A 24,493-nucleotide genomic window follows, 5' to 3' on the forward strand; every position below is an offset into this window, starting at 1 on the left:
GGGGTTCGGTGCGGTGGGCGGGGTGGTGTGAGCTTGCTCGCAGTGGGTGGCGTGCGACCGGTCGGCGGAGGTCCGGAATCGGTGGTTCGCGGCTTCACCGGCTAGGCTTTGGGCCGAGCTGCCGTGACCCGGTGCGCGTCCCGCGGGGCGCGGAGGGCACGGGGCGACCTCTGACAACAGCAGACGCGGCCGAGGAGTCCACCCGGATGAGCACCACCCACACCGACCGGCTGCGCGCGTTGCTGGAGCCGCTGGCCGTCCAGGCCGGACTGGACCTGGAGGACGTCAAGGTCACCAAGGCGGGCAGCCGTCGGCAGGTGCAGATCGACGTCGACACCGACGGCGGCGTGGACATGGACGCGATCGCCGAGTTCAGCCGGGTGGTCGGCGAGGCCCTGGACGCCTCGGACGTCATGGGGGACGAGCCCTACCTGTTGGAGGTCGGTTCGCCGGGCGCGGAGCGCCCGCTCGAACTGCCCCGGCACTGGCAGCGTGCGGAGGGGCGGCTCGCCAAGGTCCACCTGGTCGACGGCGGGGAACTGGTCGCCCGGGTGCTGGAGGCGGACGAGGACGGCGCGCTGGTGGAGGTGCAGCCGGTGAAGGGGCGCGGCCGTCCGAAGGAGCGCCGGCTGGAGTACGTCGAGGTGGCGCGGGCCCGGGTCCAGGTCGAGTTCAACCGCAAGGACGACGAGCAGCTCCTGGACGAGGCCGCCGACTTCGACGAGGGGGACGACGGCGCCGAGTGATCCGGCCGCCGTACGACCATCATGAACGTGACGAAAGACGAGGAGGCGTAGCCGTGGACATCGACATGAGTGCCCTGCGCACGCTGGTCAACGAGAAGAACATCCCCTTCGACCTGCTGGTCGAGTCCATCGAGTCAGCCCTCCTCACCGCGTACCACCGCACCGAGGGCTCGCGCCGTCGCGCCCGGGTGAACCTGGACCGCAAGAGCGGCCACGTCACCGTGTGGGCCATGGAGGACCCGGCGGAGCTGGACGAGGGCGTCGAGCCGAAGGAGTTCGACGACACCCCGAACGGCTTCGGCCGGATCGCGTCCAGCATCGGCATCCAGGTGATGATGCAGCGCCTGCGCGACGCCGCCGACGACCAGACCTTCGGTGAGTACGCGGGCAAGGAGGGCGACATCGTCACCGGTGTCGTCCAGCAGGGCAACGACCCGAAGAGCGTGCTGGTCGACATCGGCAAGCTGGAGGCCATCCTGCCGCCGCAGGAGCAGGTCCCGGGCGAGGACTACCGGCACGGCACCCGGCTCAAGTGCTACGTCGTCGCGGTGCGCCGCGGTGTCCGCGGGCCGTCGGTGACGCTGTCGCGCACCCACCCCAGCCTGGTGAAGAAGCTGTTCGCGCTGGAGGTCCCGGAGATCGCGGACGGCAGCGTGGAGATCGCGGCGATCGCCCGTGAGGCCGGCCACCGCACCAAGATCGCGGTCTGGTCGCGCCGGGCCGGGCTGAACGCCAAGGGCGCCTGCATCGGTCCGATGGGCTCCCGGGTGCGCGCCGTGATGGGCGAGCTGCACGGCGAGAAGATCGACATCGTCGACTGGTCCGAGGACCCGCGCGAGATGGTCGCCTCCGCGCTGTCCCCCGCACGGGTGACCAGTGTGGAGATCGTGGACCTCGCCCAGCGCTCCGCCCGGGTGGTCGTGCCGGACTACCAGCTGTCCCTGGCGATCGGCAAGGAGGGGCAGAACGCCCGTCTGGCCGCCCGTCTCACGGGCTGGCGGATCGACATCCGGCCGGACACCGAGGGCCAGGCCGAGGAATCGGCGGACCGGTAGTCAGCGTTGTCCCCGGCGTCCCCGCCGGTCCTCCGGGATCTATGGGGCGGCGCCATGTCGCTTCGGAGGGGTAGACTTGCCTTCGTCTGGCCGGACGCACGTCCGAGCACGCCCGGAACGCACCTGCGTGGGCTGCCGCAAGCGAGCGGCCAAGCACCAGCTGTTGCGTGTCACGGCGGTCGAGGGCGTCTGCGTCCCTGACCCCCGTGGCGCACTGCCGGGCCGGGGCGCTCACCTGCACCTCGATCCGGCCTGCCTCGACCTCGCGGTCCGCCGTCGGGCGTTCCCCCGGGCCTTCCGCCTCCAGGGAACGCTCGACACGGAGCGGCTCCGCGGGTTCATCGAGGAGCGGGCGGGCGGCGCCTCCTGAGGCGGGCCGCCCCCCGTGACGACCGCCGCTCATCGCGGCGGAGAACCACCGCAACAAGCACAGCGCTCGGGCAGCCGCGCGCTGTGCCACCAGTCAGGTACCTCGCGATGTGGAAGTAGGTCGAGATTGCGATGAGCACTCGATGAGTACGCGATGAGTACGCGATGGGTACGCCCATGAAGTAGCGACAGTCCGGCGGACGAGACCCCCGGACTCATAGACAGGAGTGAAGTGGCTAAGGTCCGGGTTTATGAACTCGCCAAGGAGCTTGGCTTGGAGAGCAAGGCCGTCATGGCCAAGCTCACCGAGCTCGGTGAGTTCGTCCGTTCGGCGTCCTCGACGATCGAGGCGCCGGTCGTGCGCAAGCTGACTGACGCGCTTGGTGTGGCCCCCACTGGTGGTGGCGCTGCCAAGCCTGGCCCGCGGAAGCCCGCGGCGCCCCAGCCCGCGGCAGGTGCCGCGGGTGCACCCAAGCCGGGTGCCCCGACCCCGGGTCCGCGGCCTGCCGCGACCCCTGGTCCCCGTCCGACCCCGGCCGCTGCGGCTCCCGCCGCGCCGGCCGCCCCCGCGGCTCCGGCCGCCCCGGCCGCCTCGCGTCCGGGTGCGCCGACTCCGGGCCCGCGCCCGGCCGCGCGTCCCGCCGCTCCGGCGGCCCCGGCCGCGCCCGCGGCCGAGTTCTCCTCGCCGGCTCCGGCCGGTGCCGACGCCCCGCGTCCGGCCACCCAGGCCCCGCGGCCGAGCGGCCAGGGCCAGGCCTCCGGCGGTGCCCGTCCGGGCCCGCGTCCGGCCGGCCCGCGTCCGGGCAACAACCCGTTCACCTCGGGCAGCGCGACCGGCATGGCGCGCCCCGGCGACCGCCGTCCGGGCGCGCCGGGTGCCCGTCCGGGTGCTCCGGGTGCGCAGGGCGGCGACCGTCCGCGTCCCGGTGGCGACCGTCCGCGTCCCGCCGGTGCTCCCGGTGCCGACCGTGGCGCCCCGCGTCCCGGTGGCGACCGTCCGCGTCCCGCCGGTGCTCCCGGTGCCGACCGTGGCGCCCCGCGTCCCGGTGGCGACCGTCCGCGTCCCGCCGGTGCCCCAGGTGCCGGTGCGCCGCGTCCCGGTGGCGCTCCGCGCCCCGACGGCATGCCGCGTCCGGCCGGTCCGCGCCCCGGCGCCCCGTCCCCGTCCGGCATGCCGCGTCCGAACCCGGGCATGATGCCGCAGCGTCCGGCTCCGGGCCCGCGTCCGGGCCCCGGCGGCCGTGGCCCCGGTGGCCCCGGCGGCCGTCCGGGTGGTCCGGGTGGCGCCGGTGGCGCCCGTCCGGGCTTCCAGGGTCGTCCGGCCGGTCCGGGCTCGCGTCCGGCCGGTGGCGGCGGCTTCGGCGGTCCGCGTCCGGGTGGCGGCGCCCCTGGTGGCGGCGGCGGCTTCGGCCCCCGTCCCGGCGGCTTCGGCGGTCGTCCCGGTGGCCCGGGTGCCCGTGGTGGCACGCAGGGTGCCTTCGGTCGTGGCCCGGGCGGTCGCCCGGCTCGCGGTCGCAAGTCGAAGCGGGCGAAGCGCCAGGAGTACGAGGCCATGCAGGCCCCGTCCGTCGGCGGTGTGATGCTGCCTCGCGGCAACGGCCAGACCGTTCGCCTGTCGAGCGGCGCCTCGCTGATGGACTTCGCGGAGAAGATCAACGCCAACCCGGCCGCGCTCGTCTCCGTCATGTTCAACCTCGGTGAGATGGTCACCGCGACCCAGTCGGTCTCCGACGCGACCCTCGAGCTGCTGGCCGGCGAGATGGGCTTCCAGCTGGAGATCGTCAGCCGGGACGACGAGGACCGCGAGCTGCTGGAGTCGTTCGACATCGACTTCGGTGCGAACGAGGGCGACGAGGACCAGCTGGCCCCGCGCCCGCCGGTCGTCACCGTCATGGGTCACGTCGACCACGGTAAGACCCGACTGCTGGACGCGATCCGCAAGTCCAACGTGGTGGCCGGCGAGGCCGGTGGCATCACCCAGCACATCGGTGCCTACCAGGTGGCGACGATCGTGAACGGCGAAGAGCGCCCGATCACCTTCCTCGACACCCCGGGTCACGAGGCGTTCTCCGCCATGCGTGCCCGTGGTGCCAAGTCCACCGACATCGCGATCCTGGTGGTCGCGGCCAACGACGGTGTCATGCCGCAGACGGTCGAGGCGCTCAACCACGCCAAGGCCGCCGGTGTGCCGATCGTGGTCGCGGTCAACAAGATCGACGTCGAGGGCGCCGACCCGACCAAGGTCCGCGGCCAGCTGACCGAGTTCGGTCTGGTGGCGGAGGAGTACGGCGGCGACACCATGTTCGTCGACATCTCCGCGCGCCAGGGTCTGAACATCGACCAGCTGCTGGAGGCCGTGGTCCTGACCGCGGACGCCTCGCTCGACCTGCGGGCCAACCCGGAGCAGGACGCGCAGGGTATTGCGATCGAAGCCCACCTGGACAAGGGCCGCGGCGCCATGGCGACCGTCCTGGTCCAGCGCGGTACCCTCCGCGTCGGTGACTCGATCGTCGTGGGCGACGCCTACGGCCGCGTCCGCGCCATGCTGGACGAGAACGGCAACAACCTCGCCGAGGCCGGCCCGTCCCGCCCGGTGCTGCTGCTCGGTCTGACCTCGGTGCCCCGCGCCGGCGACAGCTTCATCGTCGTCGACGAGGACCGCACCGCCCGCCAGATCGCCGAGAAGCGCTCGGCCCGCGACCGCAACGCCGCCTTCGCGCAGCGTCGGGTCCGGGTGTCCCTGGAGGACCTGGACAAGGCCATCGCCGCCGGCTCCATCGAGCAGCTCAACCTCATCATCAAGGGTGACGTCTCCGGTTCGGTCGAGGCCCTCGAGGACGCCCTCGTCAAGCTGGACGTGGGCGAGGAGGTCGAGCTCCGGGTGCTGCACCGCGGCGTCGGTGCGATCACCGAGTCCGACGTCGACCTGGCGATGGGCTCGGACGCCATCATCATCGGCTTCAACGTGCGCGCCGAAGGCCGTGCGCGCACCGCGGCCGACAAGGAAGGCGTGGACGTCCGGTACTACTCGGTCATCTACCAGGCGATCGAGGAGATCGAGAACGCCCTCAAGGGCAAGCTCAAGCCGGAGTACGAGGAGGTGCGCCTCGGCGCCGCGGAGATCCGCGAGGTCTTCCGCTCCTCCAAGTTCGGCAACATCGCCGGTGTCCTGGTCCGCGACGGCATCATCCGCCGCAACACCAAGGCCCGCCTGCTGCGCGACGGCAAGGTCGTGGCGGAGAGCCTCACCATCGAGGGTCTGCGCCGCTTCAAGGACGACGCGACCGAGGTCCGCGAGGGCTTCGAGGCCGGTGTCACCCTGGGGTCGTTCAACGACATCAAGGTCGACGACATCATCGAGACCTACGAGATGCGCGAGAAGCCGCGCGGCTAGTCGGTGTCAACCGGGGTCGGTCGACGGGTGGTATTTCCGTCGACCGGCCCCGGTCTCGCTGTGTAGGGTCCTGGGGTGTCGGCCGGTTCCGCGCCGACATCCCGAGGCCTTCCAGGTCGGCGAGACCTGTCATACATGTTCGTGGGAACACTCACCTTCGACCTGCTGCTGGGCGACGTCCACTCGCTCAAGGAGAAGCGTTCGATCGTGCGGCCGATCGTGGCCGAACTGCAGCGCAAGTACAGCGTGTGCGCTGCCGAGACCGGGAACCAGGACCTGCACCGCCGGGCCGAGATCGGCCTCGCGGTGGTCGCCGGCGAAGCCGGGTACGTCACCGAGGTCCTGGACAGCTGTGAGCGGTTGGTCGCCGGCCGCCCCGAGGTGCAGCTCCTCTCCGCGAGGAGGCGCTACCACAACGACGACGACGAATGAGGACCGTGGAGCCGGTCGGCGGAAGTCGCCGTTCTCACACGGATCAGGACCGAGAGCGCCCGCAAGGCCGGGCGCGGGCCGGTACTTTGGGGCGTGGGCCCCGACGGGTGCGCAGTTCTCCCGGGTACCGGGCCCATTGCACGAGGAGGCAACGTGACCGACACCGCTAGGGCGCGCAAGCTCGCCGACCGCATCCAGGTGGTCGTCGCCCAGACCCTGGAGCGGCGGGTCAAGGACCCGCGACTGGGGTTCGTGACCATCACCGACACCCGGGTGACCGGCGACCTGCGCGAGGCCACCGTCTTCTACACCGTCTTCGGTGACGACGCCGACCGCGAGGCCACCGCGGCCGCGCTGGAGAGCGCCAAGGGCGTGATCCGCTCCGAGGTCGGCAAGATCGGGGTGCGCTTCACCCCGACGCTGACCTTCGTCGCGGACGCGCTGCCGGAGAACGCCCGGAACATCGACGACCTGCTCGACCGGGCCAAGGCCATCGACGCGGCGGTGCGCACCACCGCCGCGGGCGCGACCTACGCCGGCGACGCGGACCCGTACAAGGTCCCGGCGGCCGAGCGTGACGACGAGGACGAGTAGACATGGCGGGTGAGCCGGCGCAGGCCGCCTCGCGAGCCGGATCGACCACGGGGGCGTCCTCCACCAGCACGGTGGAGGGTGCCCTCGCGGCGCTCCCCGGCCCGCGTGCCGAGGAGAGCGGCTTCGAGCTGGTCTGGCAGCAGGTGGTGGCGGAGATCGGGCGGGCCCGCTCGATCGACCTGATCTGCCACATCTGCCCGGACGGCGACGCGCTGGGCTCCTCGCTGGCGGCGGCCCTGGCGCTGCGCGCGCTCGGCAAGCGGGTGCGGGTCTCCTTCGGCGACGACCCGCAGGTCGTGCCCGAGTCGCTGGCCTTCCTGCCCGGCCAGGAGCTGATCGTGCCGGCCTCCGAGGTGCCGGACGTGCCCGAGCTGGTGCTCTGCTTCGACGTCGCCGCGCAGAGCCGGCTGGGGCTGCTGCACGACAAGGCCTTCGCCGCGCCCGTCCTGGTGGTGTTCGACCACCACGCCTCCAACCCGGGCTTCGGCACCCACCAGCTGATCGACCCGACCGCGCCGGCCACCGCCGTCCTGGTGGACGAACTGCTGCGCCGGCTCGGCGTCGAGCTCGACCAGGAGCTGGCCACCTGCCTGTACACCGGGGTCGCCACCGACACCGGCTCCTTCAAGTACCGGGCGACCACGCCCGCGACCCACGAACTCGCCGGGCGGCTGCTGGCCACCGGCATCCGGCACGACCTGATCTCCCGGCAGCTGTGGGACACCTCCTCCTTCGGCTACCTCAAGGTGCTCGCGGCCGCCCTGGACCGGGCCGTCTACGAGCCGGAGGCGGCCGACGGGCTGGGCCTGGTGTGGACCTGGGTGCCGTACCAGGACCTGGCGCTGTTCAGCGTCACCGTCGAGGAGATCGAGGGGCTGATCGACATCCTGCGGCGGCCGGCCGAGGCCGAGGTGGCGCTGGTGCTCAAGCAGGACCCGGACGGTACGCTGCGTGGCTCCTCCCGCTCCAAGGGCGCGGTGGACGTCGCCGCGGCCTGTGGTGAACTGGGCGGGGGCGGGCACGTCTTCGCGGCCGGGTTCGCCGCCCGGGAGGACGTCGCCGCGGTGGTCGAGCGGTTCCGGGGCGCGCTGCGGCCGCTCCACTGACCTTCCCGTAGAGCAACTCCCGCACGTACCGGAGAAAGAACCCGATGAAGCGCAAAGGCACCGGCCCGGACGGCCTGGTGATCGTCGACAAGCCCGAGGGCATCACCTCCCACGGGGTCGTCGCCAAGCTGCGGTGGCTGGCCGGGACCAGGAAGGTCGGGCACGCCGGCACGCTGGACCCGATGGCCACCGGCGTGCTGGTGATCGGCGTCGAGCGGGCCACCCGGCTGCTCGGCCACCTGATGCTGACCGCCAAGACCTACGAGGCGACCGTCCGGCTCGGCCAGACCACCGTGACCGACGACCGCGAGGGCGAGGTCACCGCCTCGGCCCCGGCGGACGGCGTCACCCGGGAGGCGATCGACGCCGGGATCGCGGCGCTCACCGGCGAGATCATGCAGGTGCCGTCCAAGGTCAGCGCGATCAAGATCGACGGCAAGCGGTCGTACGCGCGGGTGCGCGAGGGCGAGGACTTCGAGCTCGCCGCCCGGCCCACCACCATCCACTCCTTCACCGTGCACGCGCAGCGCGCGGCGGTCGCCGAGGACGGCACGCCGGTGATCGACCTGGACGTGACCGTGGAGTGCTCCTCCGGCACCTACATCCGGGCGCTGGCCCGCGACCTGGGCGCCGGGCTCGGCGTCGGCGGGCACCTGACGGCGCTGCGCCGCACCAAGGTCGGGCCGTACGGGGTGGAGTCGGCGCGCACCCTGGAGCAGCTGGAGGAGTCGGTCACCGGCGACTCCGCCAGCGGGCTGGAGGTGCTGCCGATCGGGGCGGCCGCGGCGGCCGCGTTCCCGCGCTGGGACCTGGACGAGGCCTCCGCGGAGAAGCTGTCGCACGGCTCCCGGCTCAAGGCGCCCGGGCTGGGCGTGGACGGGCCGATCGCGGTGTTCGGGCCGGACGGGCGCTTCCTCGCGCTGGTCGAGGAGCAGGGCGGCCAGGCGAAGCCGGTCGCGGTGTTCGTCGGCTGAGCCGGCCCGTCCGTCGGACCGCAGACCCCCGTCGGGAGCCCTCCCGGCGGGGGTTCCGCGTCCGGTCCCGGGTTCCCCCGGCGGGGTCCTTCACCCGAACGGTGGGCTTCACCCGCACGGGGGAGCGCGCGAGGTGAACCGCCGTGGTGAACGGCGCGGGCGCGGTCGGGGCGCCCCTGCGGGGGGCAGGCTCCCGGCGGCGAGCGGGCGACGGGCCCGCTCGACGGGTGAGGGGGCTCCATGCCGGGGTTTGCGGAGGGCGATCCGGGGCGGTACCTGCTGCGGATCCGCGACCTCAACGGGCGGCTGCACGGCTTAGGGTTCGCCGCCGACCCGCAGGGCTGGGTGCTCACCGCGCACGAGGCCGTGGCCGGCCTGGACCGGCTGGTGCTGCACACCCCCGGCGGACAGACCAGGGTGCTCGGCGCCGACGCGGTGCTGCCGCTGCCCGAGCACGGGCTCGCGCTGCTGCGCACCGACGCGGTCGGCGGGCTGCCCGTCCCGCCGCTGCCGGTGGCCGCGGTGGGCGCCGGGCACGAGGTGCTGCTGCCCGCCCTGACCGGCGAGGACGGCCGGGCGGTGGTGCTGCGCTGCGGACTGCTGGGCGTCGGCGGCGCCGCGTACGGTGGCCACCTGCTGGCCGGGGTGCCGGTGCTGGACGTGCCCGCGGTGGCCGGGGTCGTGGTGCCGGCCGGCTCACCGGTGCTGGACGCCCGCAGCGGCGCGGTGGTGGCACTGGCCGCGCCGGCCCTGCGCGGACCGCAGTACGGGGGAGCGCCGTACGGCGGGGCGGCCGGTTCCGGGCCGTACGGCGGGGCGCTGTGGGCGGTGCCCGCGGGGGGCGGCGCGGTGGTCGCGCCGGCGCTGGCCGAACTGCTGGAGCGCAACGCGGCGACGGTGCCAGGGTACGGCCCGGCGCTGAACCTGGCCGGGGTGCTGCGGCTGACCGCCGCCCAGCTGGCCGCCGCCGGGGCCGGGCCCGGCCGGGTGGCCGGGCTGGCCGCCGACCGGGTGGACCGGCCGGACGGCCTGGCCGGGGACGAGCCGGAGGCGACCGTCACCGCCCTGGTCGGCGCCCCCGGCAGCGGCCGCTCCACCGAACTGGCCGCCCTGGCCGCCCGCCGCTGCGACGGCGCCCGGCCGCTGCCCACCCTCTGGCTGCGCGGCGCCGACCTGCGCGCCGAGGACCGCTCGCTCGCCGAGGCGGTGGAACGGGCGCTGGCCGCCGCCGCGGCCGAGCTCGGCACCCCGGCGCCCGCGCCGGAGCCGGTGGCGGCGCTGTGCGCGGCGGCCGGACGCCCGCTGCTGGTCGTCCTGGACGGCCCCGAGGAGGCCCCGGCCGAACCGGACCCGCGCTGGCTGCGCGGCGCCGGGCAGTGGCTCACCGGCTGCGGCGCACGACTGCTCACCGCCTGCGGCGAGGAGCTCTGGGAACGGCTGGCGGCCGAGCCCTGGGGCAGCGGCGCCGCCGGCGTCCCCCGCCCGGCGGAACCGGGCCCGGACGGCGACCTGGCCAGCGCCCCCACCGTCCGGATGGACGGCGGCGGGCCCGGCACCCCGACCCTGGCCGGGCACCGGCTGGGCCCGCTGCCCGCCGAGGCGGCCGAGCGGGTGCGCCGCCGCTACGGGCTGCCGCCCGGCCGCCCGGCCGCCGCCGAGGACGCCCGGCACCCGCTGGCCGTCCGGCTGGCCGGCGAGCTGTGGGCGCAGGGCCTGCACGACGGGCCCGCGCTGCGCAGCGAGCTGTTCGGCGCCCACCTGGACCTGCACTGCCTGCGGGTGGCCCAGCGGCTGGCCGAGGACGGCCGCCCACGCCGCCCGGGCGCCCACCGCCGGGGCGCCGCCCGGCCCGCCGGCCCGCGCCGGGGCCGGGTGCGCCGGCTGGCGGCGGCGGTGGCCGGGCGGGTGCACGAGGCGGCCCGGCGGATGCTCGGGGAGGAGCCGGGCGCGCTCGGTCGGGAGGCCTTCCAGGAGCTGTTCCCGGTCGACGGCGGCTGGGCCACGGCGGTGCTCGCCGAGGGGCTGTTCGTCCCCGCCGGGCCCGGCTTCCGCTTCGCCCACGGGGAGTTCGCCGACTGGCTGCAGGGCCGGCACCTGGACCTGGACGCGGCGCTGCGGATGCTGCTCGGCGAGGCCGAGGACACCCCGCCCGGGCCGGAGGGGCCCGGGCCGGGCGTTCCCCGCCACCGGATCGGCCCGGTGACCGCCGCGCTGCGCCGGGTCGCCGAGACCTGGGGCGCGACCGCCCTGGACCCGTGGCTGCACCGGATCTGGCGCGCGCTGGACCTGCGCCCGCCCGGCAGCGAACCCGCCTGGTGGGCGGCCCGGTTGCTCACTGCCGGACTCGCCGCCAGCCCCGACCCGACCGAACACCTCGCGCTGCTCGACCAGTTGGCCCGCCGGACGGCCGAACGGGCGGCCACCGCGGGCGGCTGGCAGGCGGTCGACGGGCTGAACCGCTTCGACCCCGCGTTCTGGACCGGTCTCGGCCTGCCCGTCGAGGCCGAACTCGCCCTGCTGCGCCGCCTGGTGGCCGCCGACGGCCCCGGGCAGCAGTTCCTCGCGGCTGCGGCCGACCGGCTGCGCGCCGACCCGGTCGCGGTGTTCCCGCTGCTCTGCGCCTGGTTCGACGACCCGGCCGGTCTGCCGGGCCGCCCGGGCCGTACGGTGGCGGACCTCGCCCACGACCTGCTGCACGCCCACCGCCGGTCCGCCCTGGACGAGTTGGCGGACGCGCTGGCCGACGCCGCGCACCCGCGGGCGGACGCGCTGCTCACCGTGCTCGCCGCCGAGGAGCCGTCCGCGCTCTGCCGCGCGGTGGACCGCTGGAGCCACGACCGCCGGCCCGAACGGCACGTCGCTGCCGCCGTCCACGCGCTGCGGACCGCCCCGTACGCGAGCGGGGCCGGCACCGAACTGCTGCGCTTCGCCGCGCTGACCCTGCTCGCCCGCGAGGACGAACCGGCCCTGCACGGCGCCGCGCTGGCCCTGCTGGTCGCCGACCCGGTGACCAGGGCCGGGCACCTGGACGCCGCACTCGCCCTGCACCGCGCGGGCGGCGACGCCTTCCTGACCCCGCGCGCCCTCGCCCCGGCCCTGGAGAGCGACCCGGAGCCCGTGCTGGCCGCACTCGCCGACGCCCTGGCGGCGCCCGGCGCGGCCCCCGCCGAGACCCTGCGGGTGCTGGCCGACGCCCGCGCCCCGGTGGCCGCCCGGCGCAGCGCCGACCTGGCCGCCCGGCTGCTGCGCCGCCACCCGGCGCTGGCCGGGCCGGTCGCCGTCGACTACCTCGGCCGTCGGCTGGGGCGGGCCGCGATCGACGGGCCGGCCGCCCGGCTGGAGCTGCGGGTGCTGCTCGGCGGCGTCCTGGCCGCCCCCGCGGCGGCGGTCCGCACGCCCTTCGCCGAGGCGCTGTCCGTCCCGGTGGCCGACCCGGCGGCGGACGCGCTGCGCTGCGAGCTGCTGGACACCCTGCTCGCCACCGAGGCCGACCGGGCGGTGCTCACCGTGGCCGTGGAGCGCCTCGCCGAGCACTGCGCGGCCGAGAACCCGGCCCGGGCGCGCGCCGTGCTGGCCCGGGCGGTGCCGGGGCTGGCGGGCGCGGACGAGCTGCTGGTGCGGTGCGCGGGGCGGTCGGCGGCGTTCGCCCGGCTGCTCGCCCGGTGGCCGTCCGACGCCGCCCCGACCGCCCCGGACGGGCCCCGGCTGGCCCGGATGCGGGCCCTGGTGGCGGCCGGCCGGGACGCCCAGTACGCCGCCGCCGAGGCGGAGCGGACCGCGGCCGTGCGGGCCGTCCGTGCGCCGGTGCGCCCAACCCCCCTTCCGGTGCCTGAGCCGGGGCAGGCGCATGGCACGCTATAGGGGTTCGGTTGTGAGCGTTTGAGCGTGCCGAGGGCACGCACCGTACGGAACAAGGAGCAGTCGGGTGCAGCGCTGGCGTGGCCTGGAGGAGATCCCCGGTGACTGGGGACGCAGCGTCGTCACCATCGGCTCGTTCGACGGGGTGCACCGCGGGCATCAGCTGATCATCGGGCGGGCCGTCGAGCGGGCCCGTGAACTGGGCCTGCCCTCGGTCGTGGTGACCTTCGACCCGCACCCGCGCGAGGTGATCCGCCCGGGCAGCCACCCGCCGCTGCTCGCGCCGCACCCGCGCCGGGCCGAGCTGATCGCCGAACTCGGCGTGGACGCGGTGCTGGTGCTGCCGTTCACCACCGAGTTCTCCCAGGAGTCCCCGGAGACCTTCGTCCGGCAGGTGCTGGTGGACGCGCTGCACGCCCGGGTGGTGATCGAGGGCCCCAACTTCCGCTTCGGGCACCGGGCCGCGGGGAACGTCGCGCTGCTCGCCGAGCTGGGCGGGGCGGACGACTTCCAGGTCGAGGTGGTGGACCTCCAGGTGTGCGGCACCGCCGGGGACGGCGAGCCGTTCTCCTCCAGCCTGACCCGCCGCCTGGTCGAGACCGGGGACATGGCCGGCGCGGGCGAGGTGCTCGGCCGCCCGCACCGGGTCGAGGGCGTGGTGGTGCGCGGCGCGCAGCGCGGCCGCGAGCTCGGCTACCCGACCGCCAACGTGGAGACCGTGCCGCACAGCGCCGTCCCGGCCGACGGCGTGTACGCGGGCTGGCTGACCGCCGCGGGCGAGCGGATGCCGGCGGCGATCTCGGTCGGCACCAACCCGACCTTCGACGGCACCGCCCGTACCGTCGAGGCGTACGCCATCGACCGGGTCGGGCTGGACCTGTACGGGCTGCACGTGGCCGTGGACTTCCTGGCCTACCTGCGCGGGATGGAGAAGTTCGACTCCATCGAGGCGCTGCTGGACCGGATGGCCGACGACGTCAAGCGCGCCCGGGAGCTGACCGAGGCCTGAGCCCGGTCCGGCCGCCGCTGCCGGGGAACGCCGAAGGGCCCGCCGACTCCTCCGGGTCGGCGGGCCCTTCCGTACGTCACTGCGGGGGCGCCTGCGGCGGGTAGCCGTAGCCGGGGCCCGGCTGCGGGGCACCGGGCTGCTGCGGCCACGGGGCTCCGGGGGCGGGCTGCTGCGGGTAGCCGTACCCGGGCGGGGGCGGCGGGGCCTGGCCGGGCTGCGGCGCCCACGGCGCCCCCGGGGCGGGCTGGCCCGGGTAGCCCTGCTGCTGGGGATCGGCGTACGGCTGGGGCAGGCCCGGCTGCGGGTAGCCCGCCTGCGCCTGCTGCTGCCAGCCGGCTTGCTGGGCGGCCGCCTGCTGGGCCCGGGCGATGTCCTCGCCGACCAGGGTGGCCAGCTCGAAGTAGGCCTCGCGGACCTTGGGCCGCATCATGTCGAGGTTGACCTCGGCGCCGGCCGCCAGGCTCTCGTCGAAGGGCACCACGATGACGCCGCGGCAGCGGGTCTGGAAGTGCGCGACGATGTCCTCGACCTTGATCATCTTGCTGGTCTCGCGCACCCCGGAGACCACCGTGATGCTGCGCTGCACGAGGTCCGCGTAGCCGTGCGCGGAGAGCCAGTCCAGCGTGGTGGAGGCGCTGGAGGCGCCGTCCACGCTCGGGGTGGAGACGATGATCAGCTGGTCGGCGAGGTCCAGCACCCCGCGCATCGCGCTGTACAGCAGGCCGGTGCCGGAGTCGGTCAGGATGATCGGGTACTGGCGGCCCAGCACCTCGATGACCTGGCGGTAGTCCGAGTCGTTGAAGGTCGTCGACACGGCCGGGTCGACGTCGTTCGCCAGGATCTCCAGGCCCGAGTTGAGGTCCTGCGAGGTGAACTGACGGATGTCCATGTAGCTGCGCAGGTGCGGGATGGCCGTGACCAGGTCGCGGATGGTCGCGCCGGTCTGGCGCTTGACCCGGCGGCCCAGGGTGCCGGCGTCCGGGTTGGCGTCGATCGCGATCACCTTGTCCTGGCGCTCGCTGGCCAGCGTGGCGCCGAGCGCGGTGGTGGTCGTGGTCTTGCCGACGCCGCCCTTGAGGCTGATCACGGCGATCCGGTAGCAGCTCAGCACCGGGGTGCGGATGATCTCCAGCTTGCGGGCCTTCTCGGCCGCCGCGGCCTTGCCACCGAACTGGAACCGCGGCTGCTGGCGCTGCTGCTTGGGCTGGCTGCGCAGCAGCCGGTCCGAGGACAGCTCGACGGCGGCGGTGTAGCCCAGCGGCGCGCCGTGGGCGGTCTGCTGCGGGGCGGCGGCCTGCTGGAACGCGGCGGGCGGCGGCGTGGCCGCGCCGCCCTGCGGCGGCCAGGGCTGGGCGGGGGCGGGCGGCTGCGGCTGGCCGGGCTGCCCGGGCTGCCCGGGGTAGGGGTGGCCGGGCTGGGGTTGGGGCTGGGTGGCGGGCGGCTGCTGGTAGGCGCCGGGCTGCGGCCAGCCGCCCTGGCGCGGATCCACCGGGGCGGGCGGCGCGGGCTGCGGCTGGACCGGCTGCGGCTGTGCGTGCTGCGGCGGTGCGAGCTGCTCAGGGTAGGGCTGGCCGAGGTGGGGCTGGGGCTGGGCGGCGGCCGACTGCTGGGCGGCCCAGCCGGCCTGCGGGTCCCAGCCCATCTGCGGGTCCGGCGGAGCCGCCGGAGCCGTCGGGCCCTGGGGCGGTCCGGGCTGGGCCGGCGGCTGCTGGGCGAACTGCTGAGGGGGTACCGGCGGCACCGGCGGACCGGGCTGGGCGGGCGGGGCGGGCGGTCCGGCCTGCGGCACCGGCACGGCCGCCGGGTACGGCTGCGGCGCGCTCGGCTGGGCCGGCGCCTCCGCCGCCTGCGGCCACGGCTGGGCGGCGAGTGGTGCCTGCGGCTGCTCCGGCGTCACCGCCGGGGCCGCCACCGGGAAGGGGACGTGCTGCGCCTCGGCCTGCACGGGCGGGACCGGCGGCACCGGGGCGGGGAGGGGCGCCGGCTCGGCCGCCGGGGCGGGAGCGGGAGCCGGGGGCGCGAGCGTGTCCGGTGCGGGAGCAGCGACCGGCACGGGCGCGGGCAGGGGTGCGGGCACGGGCGCGGGCGCGGGCGCGGGCTGGGGTGCCGCGGGCGCCTGGTCGGCCGTCGGCACCGCGGCCGGTGCGGGAGCGGCCGACTCCGGCGTCGGTACCCCGGCCGCCGGAGCCCCGGCCGCCGCGGCGTCAGCCCCCGGGGCCGGCGCGGCGGGCGCCGCCGCCGGGCCCGACTGCACGTACCAGGACGGGGGAGTGTAATCGGGCGCGTCGGACCAGTCGTCGTCGTCCTCCGCCGCGTTGTCGCCGACGTAGACGCCGTCCCGATCGCTGCTCACTAGGGCTCCCTCGTGTTCGCCGCCGCTTGTTCAGCGGTGCCGTTGCCGCAACAAAGACTAGGCCGTTCGGCTGCCCCTGTTGAAGGCGGCTTCGGTTCCGGACCGGGAACGACCGGCCCGGGCACGCCCCTCAGTCCATCCGGCGCGGGCCGCCGAGCACCTGCTGTTCGGCCTGGCCGGCCACCGTCCGGACGTACTGGCGCCGCATCCGGGTGGCCCACAGGGTGAGGTCGTCGCCGAGGCCGGGCAGCGCGGCCACGTCCTCCGGCGGCAGCGACAGCACCCGGCCGACCACCTCCGCCTCCTGGGGCATGATCCGCTGCACCCCGACCAGGTCGGCCGCGTTGAGCACCCGGGAGGCGTTCGGGCCGAGGTAGGGCAGCAGGGTCAGCGTGGTCTGCCAGGGCGCGGCGGAGAGCCGGGTGCGCGGCGGGCGGGCGCCGAGGTCGCGCACCACCAGGACGGGCGAGGCCACCGAGGCGCCCTGCGGGCCGAGCCGTCCGACCTGGTGCACCGTCACGCACGGCTGGCCGCCGCCGGCGGCCTGCGCCATCGGGCCCCAGAGCTGGGCGCGGGCGGTCTCCACCGCGACCCGGGCGCCGATCGCGGCCGCGCGCAGCGCGATCACCTGTGCCGTCCACACGCCGCCGACCAGCACCAGGTCGTACGCGCTGGGGCGGAACAGGCCGAGCACCGCGGGCAGGCCCTGCGGGTCGACGCCGATCACCACGCCGTCGTCGCCGACCGGGAAGGCCAGCGCCGCCAGGTCGGCGGCCTCCAGCACGTGCTTCTCCCGGCACGGTCCGCGCAGCCCGAAGCCGGGCAGGATCCGCGGTCGCGGCCGGCGCTGCTCGGTGCCGGGGGTCGGACCGGGGGCGGGGTAGGTCTGGTACGCCATCAGGACGTCCCTCCCAGCGGCAGGGTGGCGAGCATGCCGGGGGCCTGTTCGAGGTCGAGCCGGACCAGGCCGAGGCCGGCGCTCTGGGCCCGCGCCTCCAGCTGGCGGCCGATGTCGCCGACCTCGTCCTCGTTGCGCCCGGTCACCCGCAGGTGGCCGCTGACGGTGACCGAGCCGCCGGTGCCGTGCCCGGCGGTGAGGCTGAACGTGCTGGCCAGTGCGGGGGAGCCGGTGATCAGGTTGACCAGGTCCGGGGCGCCGATCCGGCCGGCCGCGCCGCCGGGGCGGGTCAGCTGCGGCCAGCGGGAGATCCAGTAGGTGCTGTGCCAGCGGTCGTCGATCCGCCAGAAGCGGTTGCCCTCCTGGGTGCGGCGGGTGGTGCCGCCGCCGCTGCCGGTGCCCTGGCGTCCGGACACCGCGATCGGGTTGGCACAGGTGGCGATGGCGAGGGCGGAGATCAGTTCGCGCTCGTCCAGCACGGTGGCGTTGAACCCGGCGCTGTTGAGCCGTCCGGCCAACTGGTCGGTGACCCGCTGGAGGGCCTTGCGGGCGCCCTCCTCGCCGCCGCCGCGGGCCCGGACGGCGGTGGCCGCGCGCTCCGGGTCGAGCTTGAGGGCGACCCAGGTCAGTCGCAGGCCGGGGGTGGCGGTGCCGTCGGGCAGTTCGCGGTAGCCGCGGGCGGCCAGCGACTGCTCCGGCACGTGCTGGGCCGGGGCGGGCTGGGTGTGCTGGACCAGCTGCACCGACTCCAGGGCGATGTCGTCCACGGTGAGCGCCGAGCAGATCACGTCCAGCGGCAGCGGCAGCGCGGTGCGCACCGGGCGCAGCGGCTGGTCCTTGGCCTGGACGAGCAGCACCGAGCTGAGGAAGGTGCCGTCGCCGACCATGCCGGTCTCCCGGCGCACGGGGCGGCCGCCGAAGTCGGCCTCGGTGGCGTGGGTGCAGGTGCGCAGCGCCGGCTCCAGCTCCAGCGCGGGCGCCAGCGCCGGGTCGGTGCCGGGCGGCGGCAGCAGCGACTTCGCCTGCCTGCGGCGGGACTTGAGGGCCGAGCGGACCCGCAGCAGCTCCGGGACGGTGCGGCCGCGCAGCGGGACGAGCGCCACCACCAGCAGGACCAGCGAGACCGCGCCGAAGCCGGCAGCGACCGGGCGGCTGATCGTCCAGCCGACCGCGACCAGGGCGACCGCGACCTCGACCAGGACCAGCTGCTGGAGCTTCAACCGGCCGCCGAGCAGCCCGGGTCGGGGGTTGACGCGCACCTGGACGGGGCCGCCCCCGCCGCCCGTCGGCGGCCGTTCGGCCGCGGCCCCGGTGGGCGCGGCGCCGCGACGGGCGCGCCCGGACCGGTGCGACCTTCCGCCGCCCGCGTCGGCGCCGCGTTCTGGAGCGGTCTGGCTTGGCATCCCCCGATGGCCCTCTCTGATCCGTTGTCGCGGCCCGGCTGGCTGGTTCGCGGACCGTACCCGTACCGTACTCACCGTCTGCTGCCGCATCGTAGAGGGTTCGGGCCGGATCCCGCCCGGCGGGTGCGGGCCACGGGCAGGTCGGGCCGACGGGAGGCCGGGCACCGCCGGCACGGCGCCGGCACACGTCTGACAGAGGGGGACGACGAGGATGGCATCGCGCCGGGACGAGCTCAACGCGTACACCTTCGCCCGCAAACGCACGGTGGGGGCGTTCCTGCTGCCCTCCGGCGGCGGCAGTGACGAGGACGCGCCGCGCCCGGTGAAGGCGGTGCTGCCGAGCGTGCTGGTGGGGGCCGTGGCGGTGGCCGGGTTCGGGCTCTGGGGGGTGTTCAAGCCCGCCGCCCCGGTGCAGTGGGACAGCGGCAAGAACATCATCCAGGGCAAGCAGTCGACCACCCGCTACGTGGTGCTGACCGACCCGGACGGCAGGACCAAGCGGTTGCACCAGGTGCTCAACATGTCCTCGGCGCGGCTGGTGCTGCCGGTCGACGCCAAGGTCGTGGTGGTGGACGACGGGGTGCTGGACCGCTACCCCAACCACGGCCCGACCATCGGGATCCCGTACGCCCCGGACAAGTTGCCGGGCAAGGACAACGCCAACCAGCCGATGAAGTGGGCGGTCTGCGACCGTCCGGGGTCGGACGACAAGCGGGAGACCGTCAACCAGGCCGTGTTCGTGGCGGCCGGGGCGGACGCGGCGGCGCTGTCCGCGAAGGACCGGATGCTCGGCCCGGACCAGCTGATGCTGGTGCAGCAGGCCGACGACCAGCAGGTGTCGACCACCTCGGCGGCGGGCCAGGCGGTGGCGAGCCTGTTCCTGGTCGACGCGCAGGGCCGCAAGCACGCGATCGGACCGAAGTCCGACGACAAGGAGCGCAAGGCGCTGGTCACCGCGGTCTTCGGGCCCAACGCGGTGCCGCAGCGGGTGAAGCGGGAGTGGCTGGACACCCTGGTGCCCGCGAGCCCGATCGTCTTCCCCGACGTCAAGGAGACGGCGGACAGCCAGGGCCCCAACTCGAACGTGGCCCTGGGCAACGCGGCGGACCGCCGGATCGGCCGGCTGGTGCACTACCAGGACCGCAACTACGTGGTCGGCAAGGACGGCCTGTTCCTGATCACCCCGTTCCAGGCGGAGCTGATCCGGCAGAACCCGGCCTACCAGATGCTCTACAAGTACGACCAGGACAAGCGGCCGCGCAGCGACGAGATGACCCCGGACGACCAGTCCAGGTTCAACACGGACGTCCGGCTGCCGAACACCCCGGACGACTGGCCGTTGAAGTCCGGTGCGCCGGTGAACAACTGGACGGACCGGCAGGACCCCCGCCAGGTGGTGTGCAGCACCTTCGACGGCATGGCCGAGGACGGCCGCACGCCCAGGCGCAGCGTCTGGGCGGGGACGGCCTACCCGGCGGCGTACAACAACGGCGCGGGCGCGGCGTTCGTGACGCCCGGCCACGGCCTGTTCTACCGGGCGGTGGACAACGCGGCCGGCGGTGGCGCCGCGGGTGCCGGGGCCACTCCGACGGCGGCGGCCAACGCCAGCGCCGGTGCCAGTGCGGCCGCCAACGCCGGTGCGGCCGACGGCTCCGGCACCGACTTCCTGATCACCGAGACCGGCCTGCGCTACTCCGTCCCGGCCAACGGCGACGGCGGCCACGGCCCGTCGGCGACGGCGAGCGGTGCGCCGAAGGCGGCGACCCCGGCGCCGGGCGCCCAGAACCCCGGGGCGGGGGGCCAGCCCACCCAGAACCCGGACGACCAACCCGGCGGCAACCAGGCGCGGTTGGGCTACCAGAACGTCCAGCCGCTGCCGGTGCCCAAGGAGTGGTCGAACCTGGTCCCGGCCGGCCCGCCGCTGACCGCGAAGAGCGCCGCGCAGCCGCAGAACGCCTGATCGGCCAAGCCCGGCAACGGAATTGGCCCCAGTGTCATGGTCTGGTAACTAGTGGACGCTCGATGTTGGGCGAGTTGCGTGTGCCGACTACAGTGCTGCTGGACATCACACGGGTGATGCGACGACGGGGCCCCGGGGGCCCTCCGTACACACAATGTTTGTCTCATGGGGGATGGTGGAGCATGAGTGACGGCCAGTTCACGGTGACCGCTCAGGAGATGATGGACTTCGCCGGGAAGATCGAGACGGCCATCGGCCAGATCGAGACGGAGCGCAAGGCGCTCCAGACCACGGTCGAGAACATCACCAGTGGCTGGAAGGGCCAGGCGGCGGACGCCTACAAGGTCCTCCAGGGCAAGGTCAACACGGACGTCGACGACCTGCGCAAGTCGCTGACCGCGATCAAGCACGCCATCGAGCTCACCACCAAGCACTACGCGAGCGCGGAAGAGGAGCAGAAGGCGCTGTTCGGCCCGCAGGGCTGAGCGCCGCAGAGCTGACCAGCACTCTGTTCCGACCGTCCGTTCGACGGGGCGCCCGCGGCTGAGCGCCGGGTGCTCCGCATCCTCGTCAAGGGAGACATTGTGACCGACCACATCCTCGTCAACTTCCAGACCCTCCACCAGGCGTCGCAGGACGTGCAGAACTCGGCGAACAAGATCGAGGGCATGCTGTCCGACCTGCGCAAGGAGGTCACCAAGATCTCCCAGGGCTGGCAGGGCCAGGCCCAGCAGGGCTACAACGCCCAGCAGGCCAAGTGGGACTCCGCCGCCCAGGACCTCAAGGAGACCTGCGCCAAGATCTCCGGTTCGCTGGAGAGCGCCGCGCAGAGCTACAACGCGACCGAGAAGAAGAACGCCGGTCTCTGGCAGCAGTAGTCGACCGACCGTTCCCGGACGGGAACGACAGGGGCGGGCGCCCGGAATCCGGGCGCCCGCCCTTCGGCGCGCGGAGCGGCACGGGGGCGAACATGAGGGGTGGCAGGGTGTCCGGACGCGGGTTCCGCAGGACGGCCGCGGCGCTGGCCGCGTTCACGGTGCTGGGCGCTCCGGCGGCCGCCCCCGCGTACGCGGACGGCGGGCCCGGGCTGGCCGCCGCCGGTGACTGCCCCCGGCCCGCGCCCGACGTGCCGACCGTGCCGTGGTCGCTGCAGCGGATACTGCTCGACCAGCTCTGGCAGGGCGGGGCGACCACCGGCAACGGCGTGACGGTCGCCGTCATCGACACCGGGGTCGACGACAGCAACCAGCAACTGCACGGCAGGGTGGACGTGGGCCCCACCCTGCTGATCGACAAGCAGAGCAACAAGGCCGTCGACGGCAACTCCCTGACGGACACGGTCGGCCACGGCACCAAGGTGGCCGGCATCATCGCCGCGGGCCGCAGCGACCGGACCGGCTTCGTCGGGCTCGCCCCCGACGCCAGGATCTACGCGATCCGGCAGAACGACAGTGCGGGCAACGGCGACGTCTCCACCCTGACCGCGGCCATCAACGACGCGGTCGACAAGCACGTCGGGGTCATCAACATCTCCCAGGACGTGCGCGGCGCGGGCGATGCCCGGTTCGGCGGCTACCAGGAGTTGAAGGCCGCGATCGAGCGGGCCGAGCAGAACAAGGTCGTGGTGGTCGCCTCCAGCGGCAACGACGGCAACGAGGGCGACACCTACCCGGGCGCCTTCCCGACCGTGCTGTCCGTGGGCGCCTCCGACCGCAACAACGAGCGCGCCCCGTTCTCCCAGTACGGCTCCTTCGTGAAGGTCGCCGCGCCCGGTGTCGAGATGCTCTCCACGGTGCCCGGCGGCGGCCAGTGCGTGGACAACGGCACCAGCTTCGCCGCCCCGTACGTCTCCGGGCTCGCCGCACTGCTGGTCGGCGCGCACCCGAAGTGGACGCCGGCCCAGGTGCGGGCCTGGATCGAGCAGACCGCCCAGCGCACCGAGCGCGGCCCGAACCGGTTCATCGGCTGGGGCGTGGTGGACCCGGTGAAGGCCGTCACCACGGCGCCCGAGAACCCGCCGTCCGAGCCCGCCCAGGACGCTCCCGTGCAGCTGGCCGCGGCCCCGATCGTGCCGGCCCCGGTCGGCCTCGGCGAGACCCAGGCCGACCGCGACGGCCGTACCGCCACCTACGTGGTCGGCGTCGGCGCGCTGCTGGTCGCCCTGCTGATCGGCGGCGGCGTCGTGCTGCGCGACCGGCGCCGCGGCTCCGCCGACTGACCCGCCGCCCGCACGCCCGCGCGGCGGTCACGGGAAACGTCGTGGAACGCCTGTAACACCGGCGGCGGTCCACCGCATCCATCAAGTGTCGGCGGGGCACACGGACGCGGGGGAGCGACGGGCACATGGGATGGATCAGGGGTGGCCGGGAGGCCAAGGACGCGGAGTTCCTGGAACTCGTCTCCAGCCGCACCGGGCACCTCTACCGTTCGGCCTGTCTGCTCACCAGCGGCGACACCCACTACGCCGAGGACCTCGTGCAGGAGGCCCTCAGCCGGATGTACGTGCTGTGGCGGCGCAGCGCCTTCACCGGCGGCCGCCACCGGATCGACAACCCGGCGGCCTACACCCACACGGTGATGGTGCGCACCTTCCTCGCCCAGCAGCGCCGCCGCTCCAGCGGCGAGCGCCCGACCGAGGCGCTGCCGGAGGCGGCCGGGCAGGACACGGACAGCAGTCTGCGGCTGACCCTGCTGGACGCGCTGGGGCGGATGTCCGCCGCGGACCGGGCCGTGCTGGTGCTGCGCTACTGGGAGGACCGCAGTGTCGAGCAGACCGCCGAGGTGCTGCGGCTCTCCTCCGGCGCGGTCCGCACCAGGACCACCCGGGCGCTGGCCCGGCTGCGCACCCTGCTCGGCGACTCGCTGGCCGAGCTCTCGGCCCGCTGAAACGTCCCGCCCGCCGGCACACCCCGCCCACCGGCACCGGCACACCGGTACGCCCCGCCCACCCCGCATTTCCCCGCTACTTCCGCGACGCAAGGAGACGGTGATCCGCCATGCCCGAGCAGGACAAGTTCGAAGACGACCTCCTCTACGCCCTCACCCGCACCGGTGAGGGATTCCGCCCCGAGCAGGCCGACCAGGCCGGGATGGTCGCGGGCGGCTACCAGCGGGGCCGCCGCCGCTGGCGCAGCCGTTCGACCGCTGCGGTGGTGGGCGGCGCCGCCGCGCTGGCCCTGGTGGGCACCGGAGCGGTGTACCTGACCGGGTCCGGCTCGCCGTCCGGTACGACCACGGTGGCGGCCGCCTCCACCGGGGCGGCGTCGGGGAGCACGGGCACGAGCGCCGCGCTGACCCCGGCTTCGACCGGTACGCCGACCCCGAAGGAGGTCAGCGGCGACGAGGTGCTGGCCGCCTTCCAGGCGCTGCTGCCCAAGGGCCAGGTCACCGACGGCAAGGGCACCGGCACCGGGTCGCCGTCCGGCAAGCCGGGCGGCTCCGTCAACGCGGGCGCCACCCTGCTCTTCGACGACGGCCAGGGCAAGGCCGCGATGGGCATCTCGCTCACCCGGCTGGCGTCGAACGACCCCAACCGGGCGCAGAACGCCTGCCCGGACAAGAAGCTGGTCCAGTACGACGCCTGCTCCAGCACGAGTGTGCCGGGCGGCGGTTCGCTGACCGTCCTCCAGGGCTACGAGTACCCGGACAAGCGGGCCACCACCAAGTGGTGGAACGCCAGGCTGATCGGCCAGGACGGCCGGCAGGTCGAGCTGTCGGAGTGGAACTCCCCGGCCGAGAAGGGCGCGCCGGACAGCCGGCCGGCCCCGCCGCTGTCGCCCGAGCAGCTCAGGGCGATCGTCACCGACAAGGCCTGGGACCCGGTGGTCGCCGCGATCCCGGAGCCGAAGCCGGTTCCGGTGCGCGACACCTCCAAGGAGTACAGCGCGAAGGAGATCCTGACGACCGTCGCCGGACTGCTGCCGAGCGGACTGACCGAGACGGAGCCCGGCGGCGACGGCCCCGGCTACGCCAACTTCGTGCTGAACGACGGCAAGGGCAAGTCCATGGTGCAGCTCAACGTGCAGGACTGGAGCGGTGACCGGGGGGACTCGTTGTTCGGCGACGCCAGCACGCTGCCGGACGGCACCAAGGTGGTCGTCCGCAAGGGGAGCGACAAGCCGGGCGTGGGCATGTGGACCGTCGACACCCTGCACCCGGACGGCCTGCGGGTGGTGATCAGCTCGTTCAACAGCGGCACCCAGACGAGCCCGGCGACCCGCAAGACCCCGGTGCTGACCGACGACCAGATGCAGACGATCGCCGCCGCCCCGGTCTGGAAGCTGAGGAAGTAGCGCGGCGGTGCGGACGCGGCGGTGCCCCGGGCCTGGGGGAGGTCCGGGGC

General features: G+C 74.9%; 19 protein-coding genes. 16 read left to right on the plus strand and 3 right to left on the minus strand.

Going from position 1 to position 24,493, the window contains the following annotated elements:
- The first annotated feature begins 206 nt into the window (after positions 1 to 206).
- The 10 genes from rimP to ACFXOZ_RS32070 all read left to right on the plus strand — a co-directional run bounded on the left by rimP (position 207) and on the right by ACFXOZ_RS32070 (position 13,537).
- Complete coding sequence (rimP, locus tag ACFXOZ_RS32025) at positions 207 to 746, plus strand: ribosome maturation factor RimP (RefSeq protein ID WP_375897002.1); 540 nt, start codon at positions 207 to 209, stop codon at positions 744 to 746.
- 53 nt (positions 747 to 799) lie between these two features.
- On the plus strand, positions 800 to 1,801 hold the full coding sequence (gene nusA, locus ACFXOZ_RS32030) for a transcription termination factor NusA (RefSeq protein ID WP_375896999.1): 1,002 nt from the start codon (positions 800 to 802) through the stop codon (positions 1,799 to 1,801).
- A gap of 127 nt (positions 1,802 to 1,928) precedes the next feature.
- The gene (locus ACFXOZ_RS32035; RefSeq protein WP_317621212.1) at positions 1,929 to 2,171 is read left to right on the plus strand and encodes a YlxR family protein; all 243 of its coding nucleotides are present in this window, start codon (positions 1,929 to 1,931) and stop codon (positions 2,169 to 2,171) included.
- A gap of 231 nt (positions 2,172 to 2,402) precedes the next feature.
- Complete coding sequence (gene infB / locus ACFXOZ_RS32040) at positions 2,403 to 5,564, plus strand: translation initiation factor IF-2 (protein WP_375896996.1); 3,162 nt, start codon at positions 2,403 to 2,405, stop codon at positions 5,562 to 5,564.
- Positions 5,565 to 5,699: 135 nt separating this feature from the next.
- Positions 5,700 to 5,996 carry a DUF503 domain-containing protein gene (locus ACFXOZ_RS32045; protein WP_030311386.1) on the plus strand — a complete coding sequence of 99 codons (297 nt, stop codon included), beginning with the start codon at positions 5,700 to 5,702 and terminating at the stop codon, positions 5,994 to 5,996.
- Positions 5,997 to 6,149: 153 nt separating this feature from the next.
- The gene (gene rbfA / locus ACFXOZ_RS32050; protein WP_375896992.1) at positions 6,150 to 6,590 is read left to right on the plus strand and encodes a 30S ribosome-binding factor RbfA; all 441 of its coding nucleotides are present in this window, start codon (positions 6,150 to 6,152) and stop codon (positions 6,588 to 6,590) included.
- 2 nt (positions 6,591 to 6,592) lie between these two features.
- On the plus strand, positions 6,593 to 7,696 hold the full coding sequence (locus ACFXOZ_RS32055) for a bifunctional oligoribonuclease/PAP phosphatase NrnA (RefSeq protein WP_375896990.1): 1,104 nt from the start codon (positions 6,593 to 6,595) through the stop codon (positions 7,694 to 7,696).
- Positions 7,697 to 7,740: 44 nt separating this feature from the next.
- Entirely contained in the window at positions 7,741 to 8,670 is a 930-nt protein-coding gene (gene truB / locus ACFXOZ_RS32060; protein WP_380526642.1) for a tRNA pseudouridine(55) synthase TruB, read from the plus strand.
- A gap of 240 nt (positions 8,671 to 8,910) precedes the next feature.
- Positions 8,911 to 12,531, plus strand: a complete 3,621-nt coding sequence (locus ACFXOZ_RS32065; RefSeq protein WP_380593537.1) for a serine protease — start codon at positions 8,911 to 8,913, stop codon at positions 12,529 to 12,531.
- A 64-nt stretch (positions 12,532 to 12,595) separates the two neighbouring features.
- Positions 12,596 to 13,537 (plus strand): bifunctional riboflavin kinase/FAD synthetase, encoded by a 942-nt coding sequence (locus ACFXOZ_RS32070; RefSeq protein ID WP_380533059.1) that lies wholly within the window; start codon positions 12,596 to 12,598, stop codon positions 13,535 to 13,537.
- Positions 13,538 to 13,613: 76 nt separating this feature from the next.
- Here ACFXOZ_RS32070 and ACFXOZ_RS32075 read toward each other — a convergent pair whose 3' ends face one another.
- From ACFXOZ_RS32075 to eccE, 3 genes are all read right to left on the minus strand, one after another.
- The gene (locus ACFXOZ_RS32075) at positions 13,614 to 15,890 is read right to left on the minus strand and encodes a MinD/ParA family protein (RefSeq protein ID WP_380593538.1); all 2,277 of its coding nucleotides are present in this window, start codon (positions 15,888 to 15,890) and stop codon (positions 13,614 to 13,616) included.
- 130 nt (positions 15,891 to 16,020) lie between these two features.
- Positions 16,021 to 16,788, minus strand: coding sequence for a hypothetical protein (locus ACFXOZ_RS32080; RefSeq protein ID WP_380529307.1), 768 nt, complete (start codon positions 16,786 to 16,788; stop codon positions 16,021 to 16,023).
- Positions 16,788 to 18,191, minus strand: a complete 1,404-nt coding sequence (gene eccE / locus ACFXOZ_RS32085; protein WP_380593539.1) for a type VII secretion protein EccE — start codon at positions 18,189 to 18,191, stop codon at positions 16,788 to 16,790. Before eccE ends, ACFXOZ_RS32080 begins: the two co-directional genes overlap by 1 nt.
- A gap of 211 nt (positions 18,192 to 18,402) precedes the next feature.
- On the opposite strand from eccE, the gene ACFXOZ_RS32090 reads away from it, so the two are divergent.
- From ACFXOZ_RS32090 to ACFXOZ_RS32115, 6 genes are all read left to right on the plus strand, one after another.
- Positions 18,403 to 20,151 (plus strand): type VII secretion protein EccB, encoded by a 1,749-nt coding sequence (locus tag ACFXOZ_RS32090; protein ID WP_380529303.1) that lies wholly within the window; start codon positions 18,403 to 18,405, stop codon positions 20,149 to 20,151.
- A 182-nt stretch (positions 20,152 to 20,333) separates the two neighbouring features.
- Positions 20,334 to 20,636: a WXG100 family type VII secretion target gene (locus ACFXOZ_RS32095; RefSeq protein ID WP_375896056.1), complete on the plus strand. Its 303-nt coding sequence runs from the start codon at positions 20,334 to 20,336 to the stop codon at positions 20,634 to 20,636.
- A 99-nt stretch (positions 20,637 to 20,735) separates the two neighbouring features.
- The gene (locus tag ACFXOZ_RS32100; protein WP_375896059.1) at positions 20,736 to 21,029 is read left to right on the plus strand and encodes a WXG100 family type VII secretion target; all 294 of its coding nucleotides are present in this window, start codon (positions 20,736 to 20,738) and stop codon (positions 21,027 to 21,029) included.
- 107 nt (positions 21,030 to 21,136) lie between these two features.
- Entirely contained in the window at positions 21,137 to 22,369 is a 1,233-nt protein-coding gene (gene mycP, locus ACFXOZ_RS32105; RefSeq protein WP_375896062.1) for a type VII secretion-associated serine protease mycosin, read from the plus strand.
- A 125-nt stretch (positions 22,370 to 22,494) separates the two neighbouring features.
- The gene (locus ACFXOZ_RS32110) at positions 22,495 to 23,037 is read left to right on the plus strand and encodes a SigE family RNA polymerase sigma factor (protein WP_375896065.1); all 543 of its coding nucleotides are present in this window, start codon (positions 22,495 to 22,497) and stop codon (positions 23,035 to 23,037) included.
- A 110-nt stretch (positions 23,038 to 23,147) separates the two neighbouring features.
- A complete protein-coding gene (locus ACFXOZ_RS32115) occupies positions 23,148 to 24,443 on the plus strand; it encodes a hypothetical protein (RefSeq protein ID WP_380593540.1) in 1,296 nt (431 codons plus the stop codon).
- Positions 24,444 to 24,493: the final 50 nt, after the last annotated feature.

It is taken from the genome of Kitasatospora sp. NPDC059160 (genome assembly GCF_042755465.1).
Lineage (GTDB): Bacteria > Actinomycetota > Actinomycetes > Streptomycetales > Streptomycetaceae > Kitasatospora.